16 protein-coding genes and 1 tRNA gene are annotated in these 19,159 nt (G+C 41.7%); 13 read left to right on the plus strand and 4 right to left on the minus strand.

Features of this window, described 5'->3' with window-relative positions; all coding sequences use genetic code 11:
* The first annotated feature begins 3 nt into the window (after nucleotides 1-3).
* Complete coding sequence (gene nusA / locus ACFGVS_RS20335; protein ID WP_090651403.1) at nucleotides 4-1,239, plus strand: transcription termination factor NusA; 1,236 nt, start codon at nucleotides 4-6, stop codon at nucleotides 1,237-1,239.
* Between the two features lie 59 nt (nucleotides 1,240-1,298).
* Entirely contained in the window at nucleotides 1,299-4,364 is a 3,066-nt protein-coding gene (infB, locus tag ACFGVS_RS20340) for a translation initiation factor IF-2 (RefSeq protein ID WP_439695361.1), read from the plus strand.
* A 136-nt stretch (nucleotides 4,365-4,500) separates the two neighbouring features.
* Here infB and ACFGVS_RS20345 read toward each other — a convergent pair whose 3' ends face one another.
* Nucleotides 4,501-5,112 (minus strand): hypothetical protein, encoded by a 612-nt coding sequence (locus tag ACFGVS_RS20345; RefSeq protein WP_439695362.1) that lies wholly within the window; start codon nucleotides 5,110-5,112, stop codon nucleotides 4,501-4,503.
* Nucleotides 5,113-5,291: 179 nt separating this feature from the next.
* On the opposite strand from ACFGVS_RS20345, the gene ACFGVS_RS20350 reads away from it, so the two are divergent.
* From ACFGVS_RS20350 to ACFGVS_RS20395, 10 genes are all read left to right on the plus strand, one after another.
* Nucleotides 5,292-6,032, plus strand: coding sequence for a hypothetical protein (locus ACFGVS_RS20350; RefSeq protein ID WP_439695363.1), 741 nt, complete (start codon nucleotides 5,292-5,294; stop codon nucleotides 6,030-6,032).
* A gap of 92 nt (nucleotides 6,033-6,124) precedes the next feature.
* The gene (locus ACFGVS_RS20355) at nucleotides 6,125-8,902 is read left to right on the plus strand and encodes a carboxypeptidase-like regulatory domain-containing protein (protein ID WP_439695364.1); all 2,778 of its coding nucleotides are present in this window, start codon (nucleotides 6,125-6,127) and stop codon (nucleotides 8,900-8,902) included.
* A gap of 41 nt (nucleotides 8,903-8,943) precedes the next feature.
* The gene (locus ACFGVS_RS20360; protein ID WP_439695365.1) at nucleotides 8,944-9,273 is read left to right on the plus strand and encodes a hypothetical protein; all 330 of its coding nucleotides are present in this window, start codon (nucleotides 8,944-8,946) and stop codon (nucleotides 9,271-9,273) included.
* Nucleotides 9,273-10,445 carry a DUF4249 domain-containing protein gene (locus tag ACFGVS_RS20365; RefSeq protein ID WP_439695366.1) on the plus strand — a complete coding sequence of 391 codons (1,173 nt, stop codon included), beginning with the start codon at nucleotides 9,273-9,275 and terminating at the stop codon, nucleotides 10,443-10,445. Before ACFGVS_RS20360 ends, ACFGVS_RS20365 begins: the two co-directional genes overlap by 1 nt.
* Before the next feature lie 17 nt (nucleotides 10,446-10,462).
* A complete protein-coding gene (locus tag ACFGVS_RS20370) occupies nucleotides 10,463-11,635 on the plus strand; it encodes a DUF4249 domain-containing protein (protein WP_439695367.1) in 1,173 nt (390 codons plus the stop codon).
* A gap of 74 nt (nucleotides 11,636-11,709) precedes the next feature.
* On the plus strand, nucleotides 11,710-14,094 hold the full coding sequence (locus ACFGVS_RS20375; protein WP_439695368.1) for a hypothetical protein: 2,385 nt from the start codon (nucleotides 11,710-11,712) through the stop codon (nucleotides 14,092-14,094).
* 206 nt (nucleotides 14,095-14,300) lie between these two features.
* Nucleotides 14,301-14,374: transfer RNA gene (locus ACFGVS_RS20380), tRNA-Asp, on the plus strand.
* A gap of 235 nt (nucleotides 14,375-14,609) precedes the next feature.
* On the plus strand, nucleotides 14,610-15,017 hold the full coding sequence (locus ACFGVS_RS20385; RefSeq protein ID WP_439695369.1) for a tyrosine-type recombinase/integrase: 408 nt from the start codon (nucleotides 14,610-14,612) through the stop codon (nucleotides 15,015-15,017).
* A gap of 439 nt (nucleotides 15,018-15,456) precedes the next feature.
* Nucleotides 15,457-15,930 carry a hypothetical protein gene (locus tag ACFGVS_RS20390; protein ID WP_439695370.1) on the plus strand — a complete coding sequence of 158 codons (474 nt, stop codon included), beginning with the start codon at nucleotides 15,457-15,459 and terminating at the stop codon, nucleotides 15,928-15,930.
* Nucleotides 15,914-16,462, plus strand: a complete 549-nt coding sequence (locus ACFGVS_RS20395; RefSeq protein ID WP_439695371.1) for a hypothetical protein — start codon at nucleotides 15,914-15,916, stop codon at nucleotides 16,460-16,462. The genes ACFGVS_RS20390 and ACFGVS_RS20395 overlap by 17 nt, the downstream gene beginning before the upstream one ends.
* Nucleotides 16,463-16,942: 480 nt before the next feature.
* On the opposite strand, the gene ACFGVS_RS20400 is transcribed toward ACFGVS_RS20395, so the two are convergent.
* From ACFGVS_RS20400 to ACFGVS_RS20410, 3 genes are read right to left on the minus strand one after another with little or no spacing between them, the layout of a single operon-like run.
* A complete protein-coding gene (locus tag ACFGVS_RS20400; RefSeq protein ID WP_439695372.1) occupies nucleotides 16,943-17,200 on the minus strand; it encodes a hypothetical protein in 258 nt (85 codons plus the stop codon).
* A 5-nt stretch (nucleotides 17,201-17,205) separates the two neighbouring features.
* Nucleotides 17,206-17,643, minus strand: coding sequence for a zinc ribbon domain-containing protein (locus ACFGVS_RS20405; RefSeq protein ID WP_439699256.1), 438 nt, complete (start codon nucleotides 17,641-17,643; stop codon nucleotides 17,206-17,208).
* Complete coding sequence (locus ACFGVS_RS20410) at nucleotides 17,618-17,851, minus strand: hypothetical protein (protein ID WP_439695373.1); 234 nt, start codon at nucleotides 17,849-17,851, stop codon at nucleotides 17,618-17,620. The genes ACFGVS_RS20405 and ACFGVS_RS20410 overlap by 26 nt, the downstream gene beginning before the upstream one ends.
* Nucleotides 17,852-18,022: 171 nt before the next feature.
* On the opposite strand from ACFGVS_RS20410, the gene ACFGVS_RS20415 reads away from it, so the two are divergent.
* A complete protein-coding gene (locus ACFGVS_RS20415; protein ID WP_439695374.1) occupies nucleotides 18,023-18,934 on the plus strand; it encodes a hypothetical protein in 912 nt (303 codons plus the stop codon).
* Nucleotides 18,935-19,159 lie beyond the last annotated feature (225 nt).

Below are 19,159 nucleotides of genomic sequence, written 5' to 3' on the forward strand. Positions count from 1 at the left end.
AAAATGAGCAATATTAATTTAATTGATTCTTTTCAGGAATTTAAAGATTTCAAGAACATTGACCGCCCAACCATGATGAGCGTTTTGGAAGACGTTTTCAGAAGCATGATCAGGAAAAAATACGGCACAGATGAAAATTGCGACGTAATTGTTAATACTGATAACGGTGACTTAGAGATTTGGCGCACCCGTAAGGTTATGGAAGATGGGTTTAGCGAAGACGATGACCTGGAAGTTGAACTGGCCGAGGCCAAATTGTTTGATCCGGACCTGGAAGTTGGCGACGAGCAAATTGAGCAAATTACCCTGGAAAGCTTTGGCCGCCGTGCTATTTTAGCGGCACGTCAAACACTGGTTTCAAAAATTCTGGAACTGGAGAAAGACGAGATCTTTAAAAAATATAAAGATCGTGTGGGCGAAATTGTTACAGGTGAAGTTTACCAGGTTTGGAAAAAAGAGACTTTGGTATTGGATGATGAAGGTAACGAATTGTTGCTTCCAAAAACAGAGCAGATACCGGCCGACTACTTTAAAAAAGGTGATAGCGTAAAAGCGGTTGTTCATAAGGTAGATATGCTGAACAGCAACCCTAAGATCATCATTTCGCGTACAGCACCAGAGTTTTTACAGCGTTTGTTTGAGCTTGAAGTACCCGAGATTTTCGACGGATTGATCACCATTAAAAAAATTGTGCGTGAGCCGGGCGAAAGGGCCAAGGTTGCCGTAGAATCATATGATGATCGTATTGACCCGGTTGGTGCCTGCGTAGGTATGAAGGGTTCACGTATACATGGTATCGTTCGCGAATTAAAAAATGAAAATATTGATGTGATTAACTTCACCAACAATATTCAGCTTTATATTCAACGTGCATTGTCGCCGGCCAAAATCACATCTATTAAATTAGATGATGAGAAAAAAACAGCAGCAGTGTACTTAAAACCCGACCAGGTATCGTTAGCTATCGGTCGTGGCGGTCACAATATTAAACTGGCGGGTAAATTAACCGGCTATGAAATAGATGTTTACCGTGAGGCTGATGAACATGATGAGGATGTGGATATCGAAGAATTCTCAGATGAAATTGATAGCTGGATTATTGATGAATTTAAGCGTATTGGCTTAGATACAGCAAAATCGGTATTAGCTTTAACTGTTGGCGAGTTGGTAAAACGTACCGATCTGGAAGAAGAAACGGTAAAAGAAGTGCTATCAATATTGAATGCTGAGTTTGAATAAGCATAATAACCAAAATTAAAATCGTATTTTTGCGATAATTAGCAGAGAAAATATAATAAATGTCAGAAGACAAATCAATAAAATTAATTAAGGCGGTAAAAGAGCTCAACATTGGTATGGGTACCATTGTCGATTTTTTGGCGACTAAAGGCTATAAGGTTGATAAGCACCCAATGGCCCAGCTAAATGGCGACATGTACAATGCGTTGTTGAAGGAATTTGCCTTTGATAAAAGTATTAAAGAGGAAGCCAAGCAGATCAGTATCGGTAAGATAAGGAAAGAGGAAACTGCACCGCTGCCTGAAAGACCGGTTGAAAACCGCCGTTCGCGCGATTTTGAGAACGAAGAAATACTGATCAAAAATGCCGGCCAATATACCGCGCCGCTGGCCGATAAACCGAAACCGGTTGAGCCTGCTGCTCCTGCTGCCCCGGTGAAAACCGAGGAGCGCAGTGATGTATTGCCCGGAGTTAAGGTAATTGGGAAAATTGACCTTAATAATCTGAATGCGAAACCACAGCCTGTTGCCGAAAAGCCGGCTGTAGTTGAAGCGCCAAAACCAGAGCCCGTTGTGGAAGCACCTAAACCGGTTGTTGCTGAAAAGCCAGCCGTTGTAGAAGCGCCAAAACCAGAGCCTGTTGTTGAAACACCAAAACCGGTTGTTGCCGAAACCCCTAAAGTTGAAGCACCAAAACCACCTGTTGTCGAAGCACCAAAGGTAGAAGAACCCAAAGTAGAGGCGCCAAAACCTCCTGTTGTACAGGCTCCTGTCGTTGAAGCCCAGGCCGAAGCACCTGCAGATGGTGATGATGATGTAATACGGGCCAAAGCCGAACGCCTTACAGGGCCTAATATTATTGGTAAAATACAATTGCCGGTTAATGCTCCAAAGCGTAATCCTATAGCTTCTTCATCAAATTCAAACAGCGCCGATCATAAGCGCAAAAGGAAACGTAAAGATAGCCAAGGCAATCCGCAGCAAGGTGGCGGTGGCAACCATCCACAAAACCAACAAAGTGGAGGCAATCATCCTCCGCATACCCCATCCGGTGGCGGTACTATTAACCCCAACCGTCCGGATTTCAGGAATCGGGGTAATGGTGCGCCAGGAAATGGAGGCCCTCAGCAAGGAGGAGGTGGTGGAAATCGCCCTGATTTCAGAGGCAACCGTAACAATGCGCCGCAAAATACCGGTCCTAAGGAAGAACCTTCAGAAAAAGATATACAAGACCAGATTAAAGCAACACTTGCACGCTTAAGCGGCGCAGGTAAATCAGGTAAGTTTGCACAGCGGGCCAAATTCCGCCGTCAAAAACGTGATGACGTTGCCGCCAGCGCCGATGAATTGGCAATGGAGCAGGAACTGCAATCGAAAGTATTAAAGGTTACCGAGTTTGTAACTGCCAATGAGCTTGCGTTGATGATGGATGTATCTGTAACACAGATTATATCTACCTGTATGAGCCTGGGCATGTTCGTATCTATCAACCAAAGGCTTGATGCAGAAACATTAACCATTGTGGCCGATGAGTTTGGCTACCAGGTTGAATTTGTGAAGCCACAGGATGAAGAGGCCAACCTTGACCAACCCGATGATCCGGCAGATTTGGTTCCCCGTGCGCCAATTGTAACCATCATGGGTCACGTGGATCATGGTAAAACATCATTGTTGGATTTTATCCGCAAAACAAACGTAATAGGCGGCGAAGCCGGGGGGATTACCCAGCACATTGGCGCCTATGAGGTTACTTTGCCGGATAATAAAGGAAAAATAACATTCCTGGATACACCGGGTCACGAGGCGTTTACCGCCATGCGTGCAAGGGGTGCACAGGTAACAGATATTGTAATTATTGTAATTGCTGCTGATGATAGCGTGATGCCGCAAACCCGCGAGGCCATAAACCACGCGCAGGCTGCAGGTGCACCAATCATCTTTGCTTTCAACAAAATTGACAGGCCCGGAGCCAACTCGGATAAAATCCGCGAGCAATTATCGGCCATGAATATTTTGGTTGAGGAGTGGGGCGGTAAATACCAAACACAAGAGATATCGGCCAAAACAGGCTTAAATATCGAATTACTGTTAGAGAAAGTATTGCTTGAAGCCGAATTGCTTGAATTAAAAGCAAACCCTAATAAACGTGCCGTAGGTACTGTTATTGAGGCGGCGTTAGATAAAGGCCGAGGTATTGTAACCACTATATTAGTACAGGCAGGCCGTTTAAAAGTAGGTGATCCTATTTTGGCCGGTTGCTACAGCGGTCGTGTTAAGGCATTAACCAATGAGCGTGGTCAAAGGGTTGAATCTGCCGGCCCATCAACACCGGTACAGGTATTGGGTATGCAGGGCGCGCCAACAGCGGGCGATAAATTCAACGTATTGGAAAGTGAAGTTGAAGCACGTGAAATTGCCAACAAGCGTTTACAATTACAACGCGAGCAAGGTTTACGTACGCAGAAACATATTACACTTGATGAAATTGGCCGCCGTTTGGCAGTTGGTAACTTTAAAGAGCTTAACATTATTGTTAAGGGCGACGTGGATGGATCTATCGAAGCGTTATCAGATTCGTTGCTGAAACTATCTACCGAGCAGATACAGGTTAACATCATATCAAAAGCGGTGGGTCAGATCTCTGAATCTGACGTATTGCTGGCTTCTGCGTCAGATGCTATTATCATTGGTTTCCAGGTTCGTCCTTCGGGAAGCGCCCGTAAACTGGCCGAGGCTGAGCAGATTGATATTAGGCTATACTCTATCATCTACGATGCCATTAACGAAATTAAGGCGGCGATGGAAGGCATGCTTGCACCAACCTTTGAAGAGAAGATTGTTGCGAATGTGGAGATCCGGGAAACCTTCAAGATCAGCAAGGTGGGTACCATTGCAGGTTGTATGGTGCTGGATGGTAAAATTAACCGTAACAGCAAAATCCGTATCGTTCGTGATGGCGTGGTTATCTACACCGGCGAGCTTGCTTCACTGAAACGCTTTAAAGACGATGTGAAAGAAGTATTGACTGGTTACGAGTGCGGTTTGAACATCCAAAACTTCAACAATATTGAAGTAGGCGACATTGTTGAAGCTTACGAAAATGTAGAAGTAAAACGCAAGTTATAATAAGCAAAGCATTAATAATTTAGGGTTGATCTGTTAAAGATCAGCCCTTTTTCTTTTATATCAATGGCTGGCAAATATATGCTTACCACTAGCGCAGGGACAAAGCCATTTTTATTCCGGGCAACGGATGGCTAATTCAATCCTTTAGTAAGCCCTCTACAAGCGCTTTCCACTGTGGGCCAGATAGTCCCTTGCGGGCGGTAAGTGCAATAACAGTATTACGGATGCTATCGTATAAATTGGTATCGGAGTTATTGATCACTTCATTTCGCCCATGTACCGCTGCGCTAACATGGTTTAAGTACCGCTCAACAATAAAAGTATTGGTTGCGCTATGATCGTAAAAATTGGCAATGGCTTTACCCGGATTTCGGGGATTTGCCACTGGCCGTACAGTAATAGCTATAAACTCACTTTCCGAATTCGCGTTTTCCAATTCCTCGATGTTTTCAATCATTACCCAATCCAGCCCCCCTCCTGCTATCGAGCCCGGAGCAGGCAGATCTACGTAAAAATGATCTCCTTTTTCGGCCATGCGATATAACTCATTTCCCTGCGCATCGGTAAGAGAAAACTTTGAGGAGGTCGGCCCGGCAACCATGTGCCAGTTAGAAACGTCTTTTAGCCTGTTTTTAGCCAGCAGGAAAACGTTATGCGCCGCCTCACGTGTATCAAGATCTGCAAAGTGGATAAAGTCGGTCATTCCGCCTTCTGTTTGCTCCGGGATAATATTATAACCATCATTCATAACTGTAAATTATAAACATTTAACAGTCACTGTTACAAACGGTTTCGTCATCGCGTAATATATTGTTGTATTTACAATTGTAACATAATCACTACAACATACGCATTGGATTATCTTTTCAGGTGAGCGGTTTGATTGTTAATTAAAAGTAATGTACATTTCATCTTTATAAAACCTAAATGATAAACAAACCGGCCCTGTGCTTTTTTATCGCCTTCACTTATTTAAGCGGCCACGCCTTCGGGCAAACGGCAACGGACGACAGTACCATGCAAAAAATTGCCATCGGCCACGTAGTTGACGGCTACAATACTTCTATAGGTCAAATGTCCCGCCTGTATAATGGCCCCGAATATGAATTTTATGATCCTTTAATAAAAGGCAATGCTTGTTTTTTAGATATAAACGCGTTCAAAACAGGTTCGGTTAATTATGATGGTATATATTACGCAAATGTGCCAATGATGTACGATATCAACAAAGACCTGGTGGTAACTTTGTTGTATAATGGCTTTTCTAAATACTCCTTATTAAACTCCAGGATCCAAAGTTTTGATTTGCATAGCCATCACTTTGTATACGTTGCGGCCGATTCAACAAATGTGGCATCATCAATAAGCAGCGGTTTGTATGAACAGGTATATGTCGGCAACCTGCAGGTGTTGGTTAAATGGACAAAAAGCATTCAAAGCATATCAACGCAAACCACACTCGAAACCTTTTTTACAGAAGCTAAAAAGCATTACTATTTAAAAAAGGGTAGCAATTATTATAGTATTGGAGGGCAAGGTGCTTTCCTGAATGTATTGAAGGATAAGAAGAAAGAACTGCAGCAATATATAAAGGCCAATAAAATTAAATTTAATGATAACCCGGAAAAAGCAATGTATTTGATTGCAGCCAGGTATGATCAGTTATAAAAATAAGTAAGCTTTATAAAATATTGTATCAACCCCAAAATAGCTGTTAAATCTTCACCAGATATAGGGCATTGCGAAAAATAAATATGCTAATGAAAAAAATTTACTTTCTAAGTTTTTGGTTTTTGATCCTGATGAAGGTTGGTAATGCCCAGCAAACTGCGGTTAAAACAATAAGTGTAAACTTTCAGCAGGCTACTATCGGGCAACTTGTTGCCGATGTTGAAGCCCAAACAGGGTATCACTTTTACTATGAGCCCTCACTATTTGATAGTTTAAAGGTAACAATTAAGTTAGATAATAAACCGGTTGAAGCAGTGCTGGATGCCGCATTCAAAAATACTGCTTTTCGTTACGCTATAACAGCTGATCGCCAGGTGTTTTTAACCAAAGGACGCGAAATACAACCATCGCTTGCCGCCGGCTTTTTTGGAGTTAAACCCGGCACCCAGGCGGTAAAAAACAATGTGACCACAACCGTAGCGGAATTTACCGATCAGAAAGAAAAGGTTATTCCGGAAGCGACAACTGAAAACAAATTATATGAAATAGGTAATAAAACGAACACTATTGGCCCCGGTAACGCAACGCTATCTGGCTACGTTCGCGACAGCAAATCTGGCGAGGCGGTAATTGGGGGGAGCATTTTTGTTACTAATACCAAAACAGGGGTTGCAACAGATCAGTTTGGCTATTTTACCATCAGCCTGCCTAAAGGGCGCCAAATTTTAAGTATCCGTGGACTTGGGATGCGCGATACGCGCAGGCAAATTGTGCTTTATTCTGACGGAAAGCTAATCATCGAAATGAAAGAGCAAATTACCAGCCTGAAGGAAGTAAAAATATCGGCCGAGAAGGTGGCCAATGTACGCAATGTACAATTGGGCGTAAACAGGCTGGATATTAAGAGCATTAAACAGGTGCCAACGGTATTTGGCGAGGCCGACGTTTTAAGGGTGGTATTAACGCTGCCGGGAGTACAATCGGTGGGCGAAGCCACAACAGGCTTCAATGTGCGTGGCGGATCGGCCGATCAGAACCTTATTTTAATGAATGATGCTACAATTTATAACCCATCTCATTTTTTCGGATTTTTCTCGTCATTTAACCCCGACATTGTTAAAGATATTGAACTTTATAAAAGCAGTATCCCGGAAAAATTTGGCGGGCGCCTATCGTCGGTGCTGGATGTTACCAATCGCGAAGGCAATAAAAAGAAGTTTACCGGTTCGGCAGGCATTGGTTTAATAACCAGCAGGCTTAATGTGGAGGGGCCTATCATTAAAGATAAAACCTCGTTTTCATTCGGCGGCCGCACTACCTACTCTGATTGGCTGTTGAAATTGCTGCCCGATGCTTATAAACACAGCCAGGCATCCTTTTACGATTTAAACCTCGACATTAGCCACCAGATAAACGAGAAAAATAATATTTATGTAACTACTTATCTGAGTAAAGATAAATTTAAACTAAACAGCGATACATCATACGGATACAGCAACCGCAACGCCAACATTAAATGGAAACATAATTTTAACGATAAGCTGTTTAGTGTAATTGGAGCAGGTATAGACAGGTATCAATATGATATTGCCAGCTATGATAACCCGGTTAACGCTTATAAGCTTAATTTCGACATCAACCAAACCAATTTTAAAGCTGATTTTGTTTATTACTTTAACCGTAAAAACACCATTGATTTTGGTTTAACATCTATTTTTTATAAGCTACATCCCGGAAATTTTCAGCCAAATAACCCCAAATCATTGGTAGCACCTGATGTTATCCCGGCACAGCAGGCTTTGGAGAGCGCCTTATACCTGGGCGATAAGTATGATTTTACCGAAGACTTTTCGGTAAGCGGAGGCATCAGGTATTCCATTTATAATTTCCTGGGCCCCCAAATGGTTTATAATTACGCCCCTAATTTGCCAAAAACAACCTCAAACCTGCTCGATAGTACAAATTATAGCAGCGGGAAGTTCATTAAAACATATTCGGGACCCGAGATTCGGCTTTCGGCAAGGTACCAATTGGGCGACAATACTTCTTTAAAAGGAGGCTACAACACGTTAAGGCAATACATTCATTTATTATCAAACACAACTGCCATTGCCCCTACTGATGTGTGGCAACTGAGCGATCCTAATATTAAGCCACAATATGGCGATCAGGTATCGCTTGGCCTTTACCATAACATGAAGGCAAACACCGTCGAGACGTCTGTTGAAATTTATTACAAAAGACTAAGGGACTACCTGGATTACCGCAGCGGGGCCAACCTGGTTTTGAACCACCACATTGAAAATGACGTATTGGGTACCGAAGGCAAGGCTTACGGCATTGAATTTTTGCTAAAGAAAACTACAGGCAAGGCTAATGGCTGGATAACCTATACCTACTCGCGCACTTTCTTAAGGCAAACCAATCCTAATGAAGGAGAGTTGATTAATGGCGGCACGCACTATCCGGCCAACTTTGATAAGCCACACGCGTTTAACTTTATCGGCAATTACCGCTTTTCGCACAGGTTTAGCGTATCGTTAAATGTTACTTATAGCACAGGCAGACCTATTACATTGCCGGTAGCCAAATATGAGTACGGCGGATCGGAGCGGGTATATTATTCAGACAGGAACCAGTACCGGATACCAGATTACTTCCGTTCGGACTTTTCAATGAACATTGAAGGGAATCACAAAGTACATCAGCGCACACACAACTCATTCACCATAGGTGTGTATAATTTAACCGGCAGGCAAAATGCCTATTCCACTTATTTTACCGAGCAGGGGGGCATAATAACCGGGTATAAACTATCCATTTTTGCAAGGCCAATTCCGTTTATCAATTATAACATCAGGTTTTAACCAAATATGTATAGGGGGCCAATTATATGGTTTATTTGATAATGCTTACAGCAATTACGCAGGCCTGTCGTAACGCCAATGCGCATTTAGCAGTTGAAAGTGTAGGGGGTATAGTTTGTATGTTAAATAAGGTTAAAGCAGGGTGCAATATGCAGGGTAGCGGCCTGTGTGGAATGGTTAGTTACCGCTTCAATAATGACGGGCTGAGCGCCCCCGGGGCTGTTTATCAAAAAAGGAAATTAAACCCGACAGATGCCGTTATAAGGCCGCAACATGCCGGTGGCGTTATTGGTTACAACGCTTTTGTCATTTGCTGCACAGGCTGCCGGGCACATAGGACGTCAGTTGCTCCTGATTTTTGGATATTATAATGATGAAAAAAAACAAAGACATATGGTGTATTATTGTAATACTGGGCTGTATAGTTGCCGGGTGCAGAAAACCCTATAACCCGCCAGCAATTTTGGCGCCTAATAGTTACCTTGTTGTTGAAGGGGTAATAAACAGCGGCGCCGACTCAACAGTTATTACATTAAGTAAAACGGTGAACCTATCCGAAACGCCGTCGTCAACACTATTATCAAATGCAACGGTAACTGTCGAGGCCGACGGTGGTGCCATCTATCCCTTGCAAGCTTCAATGTCTAACCCGGGTAAATATATTGCCGTTGGCTTAAACCTGGATAATACTAAAAAGTATCGCCTGCATATCACCGCATCGGGGAATGAATATTTATCCGATTATGTGGCTGTAAAAGCAACCCCGCCAATTGATAGCATTACATATAAAATAACAGAGAAAGGCTTACAAATAAACTCGAACACTCATGATGTCACCAATAAAACCCGATATTACCGTTGGGCCTATGAAGAAACATGGCGCTTTCACGCCAGGTTCAATTCGGGATTGATAGTAAAAAACGGCGAGGTTGTGTTTAGAGGAAACGATGAACAGATTTATTATTGCTATGCGGGAGATATGTCGAGTAATATTGTCCTGGCATCATCGTCAAAGCTGGTTCAGGATGTTATATCACAGAATCCGGTTACATTAATACAATCCAATTCAGAGAAGCTTGGAATAAGATATAGCATTTTATTAAAACAGTATGCGCTAACCAAAGAAGGGTATGCATTTTGGGAAAACATGAAGAAAAACAGCGAACAATTAGGTAGCATATTTGATCCTCAGCCGTCAGAGATAAAAGGAAATATTCATAATGTAACCAATCCGGCAGAGCCGGTTGTTGGTTATTTAAGCGTAACGAATGTGCAAACCAAACGAATATTTATATCAAACAACGATTTGCCATTAACCTGGCAACCGCAGGTGGATGCTTTCTGTCAAATAGATTCTGTTTTGTTTGCCAACCCGCATAACGGAGCTAATGATGTTCAAAATCAAATTGTAAATGGTGGGTTAATACCAATTTCGACAATAAGCAAGGATGGGTTTCATGTTATTGGATATACAGCATCAACAGTAGAATGTACAGATTGTAGGGTACGAGGGCAGGTAACAGCTCCCCCATTTTGGAAATAATTGACGAGAAAATGATTATGAAAAAATATATATGGTTTTTGGCGATAGTTTGTGGAATAGCCGGAGGGTGTAAAAAGCCGTATAATCCATCGGTTATAAGCAGCCCCAACCATTATCTGGTGGTAGAGGGGGTAATTGATGTTGGCGATAGTATAACAGTTATTAAGCTAAGCCAAACTGTGAACCTTGGCGATGATGTTAAAACATCCGGCCTGGCCGGTTACACGGTAACTATTCAGGATGCAGCCGGAGCGTCCATAGCAGAATTGCAGCCGATACCCGGACAGGACGGAAAATATGCTTCGGCGGCGCCATTAACGCTTGATCAGTCAAAAAAATACAGGCTGCATATTTCGGGCGATGGCAAGGAATATGCTTCAGACTATACAGCAGTAAAAAAAACACCGCCTATTGATAGCATCGGTTTTATACCGAAGGGCAATAATTTGAACGTATATGTTAATACCCATGATGCAACAAACAGTACACGCTATTATCGCTGGGATTACACAGAGGCCTGGAAATTTCATGCCAAATACGTATCAGGGTTCCTTGTAGACCCGGTAACCAAAGAAGTAAGGAGCAGAAAAGAGAATGAAGCCGCATACTATTGCTATACGGGCGATATATCAAGTAATACAGTAATAGCATCATCAGCCAAGCTAACATCAGATGTTATATTCCAGGCACCGGTAACAACGATACCTTCTACCGCCGAGAAAATTTCAGTGCGGTACTCTATTTTGGTAAACCAGTATGCCTTAACAAAAGAGGCCTATGCGTTTTGGGAAAACATTAAGAAAAACACCGAACAGTTAGGGAGTATATTTGACGCGCAGCCCTCACAGTTGCAGGGTAATATCCATTGTATATCTAACCCTGCTGAGCCTGTTATAGGATTTGTAATTATCACAAACGTACAACGGAAACGCATTTTTATTGACAACCGCCAGTTGCCGACAGCGTGGTATCCTGTTTATCCATATAACTGTGAGGCAGATACTGCGCGTATATATAATCCGAAAAATATGCAGCACGAAGTACAGCAATTTATAATTGACGGAAATGGCATTCCAATTTCGGCCATTATAGAAATGAATGTATTAATTGGTTACACCTATTCAACTATCGAATGTACGGACTGCCGGATAAGGGGTAAATCATTACCTCCGCCATTTTGGAAGCCATAACGCACAAATAAAACACTAAAACAACAGCCAGGTAAGGCAGATCACATAATTGTTAAACAAACCAGCTTTTAGCTATGGGAAAATATAACAGAATTACTAAGACTATAGTTTCGTCGGTTTTGGTTTTATTGCTTGCACAAACAACGGGCTTTGCTCAGGTAATTGAGCAGGTAAAAAGCAGCTTTAACCAATACCGGCAGCGCAACGTACAGGAAAAGATATATGTGCATACCGATAAAAGCGTGTACCTGCCGGGCGAAATTATTTGGTTTAAAATATATAGTGTTGATGCCTCTTTTCATCAGCTCTTGAACCTGAGCAAGGTAGTTTATGTTGACGTAATAGATAATGGCCATAACGGCATAATGCAAGCTAAAATAGCTGTGAATTATGGCACAGGCAGCGGCTCGTTATACATACCCGTATCGGTAAGTAATGGCAACTATACCTTGCGCGCATATACCAATTGGATGAAAAATTTTAATCCCGATTATTATTTTGAAAAAAACATCACCATTATAAATCCGTTGAAGTTGCCTGATGCCTCTGCCAAAGAAACAGCGCTAGTTTACGATGTGCAATTTTTCCCTGAAGGGGGCAGTCTTGTGGGCGGTTTAAACAGTAAGGTAGCCTTTAAAGTTACTGCGCCCAATGGCAACGGACTTGCAATATACCGGGGGGCTGTAATTGACCAGCACAGCGATACAGTGGTACGCTTTGAGCCATTAAAGTTTGGTATTGGCAGTTTTACATTTACACCGGCGGCAAACAACAGCTACAAGGCTATTATTAAAACAAGCCAGGGTAATAAGATTATTAAAGAATTACCCGTGGTCAACAACCGGGGCTATGTAATGCAGCTAAAAGATAATGGAACCAATTTAGATGTTACAGTAAACTGCAATAGCGGCGACAATCAGGTGTTTCTTTTTGCGCATACAAGGCAATTGGTTAAAGCTGCTTTAAGTTCTTCGCTTAATTCGGGTGTGGCTACATTTAGCATCGATAAAAGCAAACTGGGCGAAGGCATATCGCATATAACTATTTTTAACAGCGCCAGGCAGCCGGTGTGTGAGCGTCTTTATTTTAAGCGTCCTAAACGGTTGCTACAAATAGATGCGGCTGCCGACCAAACTCAATACGCTACGCGAAAAAAAGTAAATATTAATGTGGGCACTAAAAGGGCAAACGGGGCTACTGTGCTGGCTAATTTATCACTTTCGGTTTACCGGGTCGATTCGTTGCAGCAAATGGATGCTGATGATATATTTAACTATCTGTGGCTAAGATCGGACTTGAGGGGCAATATAGAATCGGCAGGTTATTACATCAAAAACCAAAACGCCGAAGCTGATGCCGCTATGGATAACCTGATGCTGTCGCAAGGCTGGCGCAGGTTCCAATGGAATAATATTCTAAATGGCGGGTCGTCGCCATTTAATTTTTTACCAGAGTATAATGACCATCTGATAAGCGCGAAAATAACCAACACACTAACGGGCGCTCCGGCAAAGGATATAGTAGCATATTTGAGTGTGCCGGGCAAAAGGGTACAATTATATGCATCCAGGAGTGATTCATTGGGTCGCCTTGTGTTTAATACCAAGCAGTTATTTGGCCCCGGTGAAGTAGTTGCCCAAACCAATCCCGAAAAAGATTCAACCTACCGGATTGATGTTTTGAGCCCCTTTTCGGAGCAATACAGTAAACGTATCACGCCCCAATTAGCCTTGTCTGCCGATTTACAAAAGGCCTTAGAGCAGCACAGCCTGGGCATGCAGGTACAAAATATATATGCCCTTAATAAAATCAAACGGTTTTATGATCCGGGTGTAGATAGTGCCGGTTTTTTTGCGCAGCCTTATAAAACCTACCTGCTGGATAACTACACCCGATTTACCACAATGGAAGAAGTGTTGCGCGAGTATGTGAGAGAAGACAATATAGTGCGCTCCAAGGGTAGGTACCACATTAAAGTATTGAACGAAAAAGGTTTTTTAGACGGCGACCCTATTGTTTTATTGGATGATGTGCCGGTATTTAATATAGATAAGGTAATGGCAATTGACCCCTTGAAGGTAAGAAAGCTTGAAGTAATAAGGGACAGATACTTTTATGGCCCAACCGTTAATGAGGGCGTGTTTAGCTTTACCACGTACAAAGGCGACCTTGGCGGCGTTGAAATAGACCCACACGCAGTAGTTTTGGATTATGAAGGCTTGCAGTTAAAACGAGAGTTTTATTCGCCGGTTTATGATACCCAAAAAGCCGCCGATAGTCGGGTACCTGATTTCAGAAGCTTGTTGTTTTGGTCGCCAGATGTAAACACAAATGCTGCGGGCAAAGGCCTGGTATCGTTTTACACGTCGGATCAGAAGGGAAAATACGTCGTATCGGTGCAGGGAATTAGCGAAGAAGGCAACGCAGGCGCCCAGTATTTTAGTTTTGAAGTTAAATAAAAAAATAAATTTTAAGAAAATTATTAAAGAGATGGCCAACCCTATCGGTCTTTTTTTTCTTTGATATTGAGATAGTTATGACGGGTGCAAAGACCGAGGTTAACATTGAAAAACAGTTGAGGCCGCTAATAAAAGAGATTAAAGCAAGGTTTTTTAAAAAACCACTTGTGTAAACCAAAATGGTGCGTATATTTGCAGACCCAAACGGAGTGGTAGTTCAGCTGGTTAGAATGCCTGCCTGTCACGCAGGAGGTCGCGGGTTCGAGTCCCGTCCATTCCGCTAAAAACTTAAAAGCCTTACTGAAAAGTAAGGCTTTTCTGCGTTTAAAGCCCTTTTTAAGCGGTTTCTCACAAAAAAGCATATCAAAAAAATCAATTATTTACAGCCTTGTAGGGTACCATTTCGGGTAACACTGAAAGTGCCGAAATTTGTTACCCTCGACCCTTTGCAATACGCTATTAATCAGCGATTTGAGGGAAGAATGATTAAAATCATTCATTAAAAATTATTGAGTATGAAAATCAATGAAAGGGTATCATTATTAGTTATGTTGGAGAAATCCAGGTTGACCACCGATGGCAAAGCACCAATTTTTATTCGCCTTACTGTTGATGGCAAGCGTGCGGAAATGTCTTTAGGACAAAAAGTACATGCCTATTTAAAGGAAGTTGCCGATATCTGCGGTATCAATAAAAATCTGACCACACATACCGCCAGGCATACTTTTGCCACAACAGTTACGCTGGCTAATGGTGTTCCTATTGAAACAGTTAGCGCCATGTTAGGGCATAAATCAATTAAGACAACACAGATCTATGCCAAAATAGTAGCCCAAAAAATCAGTACTGACATGAGCGATCTTAAGAAAAAGCTTATGATCAAAATGCCTAATCTGCAAAAGCTAAATGAATTAGTGGCTTAATGAATGAAGAAAGCTGGGATGGAAAACAATAAAGCCCCGGGATTGCCGGGGCCTTAATTCTTAAACTTGATTACGTTTTTATCGCTAAAAAGAGGCTTTATCAAGCATTACGAAACAAAATTACATAATTTACAATTAAAGTCCTTAAAGCAAAAACCAAACATCATCTCCTGCCGAACTACCGAGAATTCCTCGGCAGTTCGGCAGTGTGGGGCAGTAGGCGCTACGAAAAATCTATTCCTTAATTCAAAATGTGCGTTTTATCGTTTAATTAAGGTTTTGTGGATAGCCTGCATGTGGTGACCGCGCAGAATAATTCAATTTTGCAGGATTTTATAGATCGGATTTTGTAGATCTAATGCCAGAAATAGATATGGAAAACAAACAGATTAATAATAAAAGTTTACATAAATTGTAAACTTTTTTATATATTTGAATTATGTATGTAATACATGCCGAGACGGGTCAGAAACTTCAAGCTACTATTAGTAAACTGGATGCCAAAGAAATTGCTCAAATCAATAAAACGAAACGATTTGATTTTAATTGGAACAAAGAAAAAAGCTATGAAGTTTATAAGTTAACAGCGGCAGGCATTGACGAGCCTTTAGGATTAATATCATTAGCAGACCGGCCAGATGATATTGCAATAGAAATTAGGCTGTTGGCATCGTCTTTGGAAAATGTGGGTGATAAAAAGCAATACCAAAGAATTGCAGGCTGTATGATCGCCTTTGCCTGTAGGCAATCATTTAAAGCCCAATATGGCGGTTACGTTTGTCTTAAGCCTAAGACTGATTTGAAGGACCATTATCGGGATATTTATGGATTTGAGTCCACAAAACTATTTTTAGTAACAGACGGCGCTAATTCTTTATCTCTAATTAAGAAATATTATGAAGACCAGGAATAATAAAAAGCATGAATTAACGGATTTCTCTAAATTCAGTAATAAAGAACTTGCCGAATCTTTTGTATTTCCATCAAAAGCTCCCGCCACTGAAAAAGAAAGAAAGGAAGAGAAAGAGTTTTTTCAGGAGCGCCGAAAAAAATTCGCGAACAGGACACATCAGCAGCAGATATATGATAAATTATTGCAGTTAAAATTTCAATTGGAAGATTATATCAGCAGTAATCAATATCAGGATGTTCTGAATTTTAGTTATTTCCTAAGTGAATATGTGAACAGGCAAGATAAGAAAGATAAAGACTTTGCCGCCGAGATCGATATTAAACCCGCAGTATTAAGCCAGTATCTTAACAATTACCGGAAGCCTCCCGAAAAAATTGTTTTCAGGCTGGAATTACATTCCAATGGCATGATACCGGCGGTAGCATGGTACAAGCTTTTACAGAAAGATAAAGAACACGAAATCATGACAGATTCCAGCAGCAGAACGGAAGAAAGCAAGCATATTAAAAATAAACTGGAATTTGCATATTAAGTTTTTTTCACCCAAAAACATTAAAGGTTGCCAAAAGTAATTACAACAGTTTTCTGTATTCACTTGGATATACAGTTAATGATGGGTTTAAGGAATTAGTGCCTGTTGTTACCAAATTATGCTTTAACTCATACCCTGTGCTTGGGCATAACGATTATAATTATTTAACAAAATCATTGATGTTTGTTTCTGTCAAATCAGCAATGGGCTCCTCAGGATAATGTTCAGTTATCCCTGATTGATGGCATGTATTGTTCGATCATTCAGGATATCGAACGGATTTGGAAATCGAAGTAGCCAACCTGTTAAAATCTGTTTCTAACCCAGTCTCAGGAGTATAACCAAAACATAACTTGCTTTAAACTGCTTTGAAATATCGGAAGTATCTCGCTGCCGGGCGAACTGAACTTTGGAAAAAATGCTGTTCAATTTTTTTTAGTGGTTAGAGTACCATAGGTCACCCCTTATGGGGCAAGGTCTTTAAAAGAGATTTTTGCCCCATTTTTTTGCCTGTAACTTCTTGTTTTTCAGGTAAATCAACTCGCCGGCTTTGTTCATGTCAGCGGTTCGATGTACCCCTCCTGAGTACTCTAATTTTTGCGGAAAAGCATCCCTACTAAAGTATCTTTGTCCTTCTGAGCCAGCACTTTCATACAATTGGTCGATTTGCTTCAAACACTCGATTGCGTCTACGGCAATGGTGCGAATATCGACCCAAACGGCATTCTGGGTATTCAATTCGCTTATAGCGCCTTCGTCCGTGTGATCCTTTCATTACATTCCTCTTTGATCTTCCTGAACTCCGCCGCATCTAGTTCATCATACAGAAATTGCTCCCTGGAATTATCGATCCGTTTTGTCTGTAAATTGATTTCCGCGATCAAATCTTTACGTTCTTCCCGCACCGAACGGGTTTGATTAGTGTAGCAGTCGGTGATCGTTTCTACCAACAATTCGTCGTAACCTTTCTTCGGCACATATTGCATAAATTCCTCCACAAAGGCATTATTCACATCGGCTGCACGGAAACGAACGCCGCAGGACGAGGTGCAATGATAATAGACCTTATAGTTATTATTCCGGCCTTTAGACGCACTGCCGGTCAGCAAACGGTTACATTTGGGGCATTTCAGAAAATTACGTAACGGCAGTTCCTTATGCGTGGCAATGGGAGGCCGTATTTACCTGGTTGTTTTTCGCCAGGTGCTTATTCCGGCGCTGCAAAGCGCGTTTAATGACCTGGCTTACTGACAACTTACTCAATTTATACAGCAATTCCAACATGATTTTAGCATCTTCAATGCTCAGATCAGTGCCGTGTTTGGCCAATATTTTCCGAGCTTCTGCGGGTGTGACGGTTTTTTTTTCGTTGGGGAGATAGACTTGCATTGTAGGGCGTTTTGATATGCACGCATCGGCAAGCGAAAAATGTCGATTACTCTACTATAGAAAAATAAGTGTGTCCAAGCATCATTAAGGGATTTTCGCAGGAAGGCACTAAATTGCCGTCAATAATCAACTGCGCACATAGACTGCGTAATAGTTATTTTTATTTGTACTATGGAAAATGAAAAAACTGTCCGGGTGCTGACGCGCATTAAGCGTCAAATCGAAACAAGGGATATCGCTGATGCCCTTAATGACCTTCGGCGGTTATATAATGGCTTTGAAGCGTTAATCGGCCAACTTGTAGCACAGCAAGTGGTTTTGCCACAGATATGGTATGAATATTACGAGGCGATGGGTATCAAGTTCCGATTGAACCTGGGTTCAATTATTGATCTTTATGGTAGTCCCGTTGATCAGGCTGACGAGCTCATTCATCATGACCTGGGCTCCGTCTACTTACTGAACCGATCCCTACTGGAAACCTATCTCACCTTTTATTATTGCTTTATCATGCCCTCATCGAACGAAGAGGGATTAATGAATTATTATATTTTCAAGATCAGCGGACTCATGCAGCGTCAGGGCTATGGACTTAACGATCCCCAGGGAAAAACACCCGAGCGGCAGGCGCTTCATGACAGCGAAAAGCTGAATATTGATAAGTACCGTCGAATACTGGAAAATATGCCATGTTTCCTGGCTTTGGATAAAAAACAACAAAAAGATTTACTGGCCGGCAAATACGCTAAGCGGTTCGGATTTTTGGAGCTGATCAGGCACTCAGAACTAAAAAATATTCTGTTTGAGGATATGTGGAAGCTGTATAGTAATTACGCGCATTCAGAACTACTTGGCCTGCTCCAAATTAATAGTTATGCCGATGAGCCGGGCAGTATTTATGATGCCTTGTTCAGCACCTTAAATAATACCTTGATCGTCACTTCCATGATGTTAAAGGATTTCTCGAAGGTTTTTACCGAGACCGGCCATGACCAGATAGATATTCCCGAGTTGGATGAGGAGTTGATCACGCTCCTGCAATTCTGGTACGGTTCAGGCAAAAATATTTTGGATGGGCCATGATAATTTTTCATGATTTCTGCATCTTCCATGCTGATGTGAGTGCCAAGTTTGGCTTATATTTTCAGGGCTTTTCTGAGTGTAATAGGTCTTTTTCCGTCGGGGGATAGACTTGCATTGGAGGGTGTTTTAAAATGCAAAGATCGTGGAGTTAATAATCTCGTTTGCTTTACTATAGTGAAAATATATATCGAAAGTGTAGCCAGGAATGTCAATTGATTTAATTAA

This window comes from Mucilaginibacter sediminis, from assembly GCF_051903035.1.
GTDB lineage: Bacteria > Bacteroidota > Bacteroidia > Sphingobacteriales > Sphingobacteriaceae > Mucilaginibacter.

Excerpts from the sequence above, each read along its gene's own strand:
- nusA (WP_090651403.1), top strand. The coding sequence starts at position 4 with ATGAGCAATATTAATTTAATTGATTCTTTTCAGGAATTTAAAGATTTC.
- infB (WP_439695361.1), top strand. The coding sequence starts at position 1,299 with ATGTCAGAAGACAAATCAATAAAATTAATTAAGGCGGTAAAAGAGCTC.
- ACFGVS_RS20345 (WP_439695362.1), bottom strand. The coding sequence starts at position 5,112 with ATGAATGATGGTTATAATATTATCCCGGAGCAAACAGAAGGCGGAATG.
- ACFGVS_RS20350 (WP_439695363.1), top strand. The coding sequence starts at position 5,292 with ATGATAAACAAACCGGCCCTGTGCTTTTTTATCGCCTTCACTTATTTA.
- ACFGVS_RS20355 (WP_439695364.1), top strand. The coding sequence starts at position 6,125 with ATGAAAAAAATTTACTTTCTAAGTTTTTGGTTTTTGATCCTGATGAAG.
- ACFGVS_RS20360 (WP_439695365.1), top strand. The coding sequence starts at position 8,944 with ATGCTTACAGCAATTACGCAGGCCTGTCGTAACGCCAATGCGCATTTA.
- ACFGVS_RS20365 (WP_439695366.1), top strand. The coding sequence starts at position 9,273 with ATGATGAAAAAAAACAAAGACATATGGTGTATTATTGTAATACTGGGC.
- ACFGVS_RS20370 (WP_439695367.1), top strand. The coding sequence starts at position 10,463 with ATGAAAAAATATATATGGTTTTTGGCGATAGTTTGTGGAATAGCCGGA.
- ACFGVS_RS20375 (WP_439695368.1), top strand. The coding sequence starts at position 11,710 with ATGGGAAAATATAACAGAATTACTAAGACTATAGTTTCGTCGGTTTTG.
- ACFGVS_RS20385 (WP_439695369.1), top strand. The coding sequence starts at position 14,610 with ATGAAAATCAATGAAAGGGTATCATTATTAGTTATGTTGGAGAAATCC.
- ACFGVS_RS20390 (WP_439695370.1), top strand. The coding sequence starts at position 15,457 with ATGTATGTAATACATGCCGAGACGGGTCAGAAACTTCAAGCTACTATT.
- ACFGVS_RS20395 (WP_439695371.1), top strand. The coding sequence starts at position 15,914 with ATGAAGACCAGGAATAATAAAAAGCATGAATTAACGGATTTCTCTAAA.
- ACFGVS_RS20410 (WP_439695373.1), bottom strand. The coding sequence starts at position 17,851 with ATGCAAGTCTATCTCCCCAACGAAAAAAAAACCGTCACACCCGCAGAA.
- ACFGVS_RS20415 (WP_439695374.1), top strand. The coding sequence starts at position 18,023 with ATGGAAAATGAAAAAACTGTCCGGGTGCTGACGCGCATTAAGCGTCAA.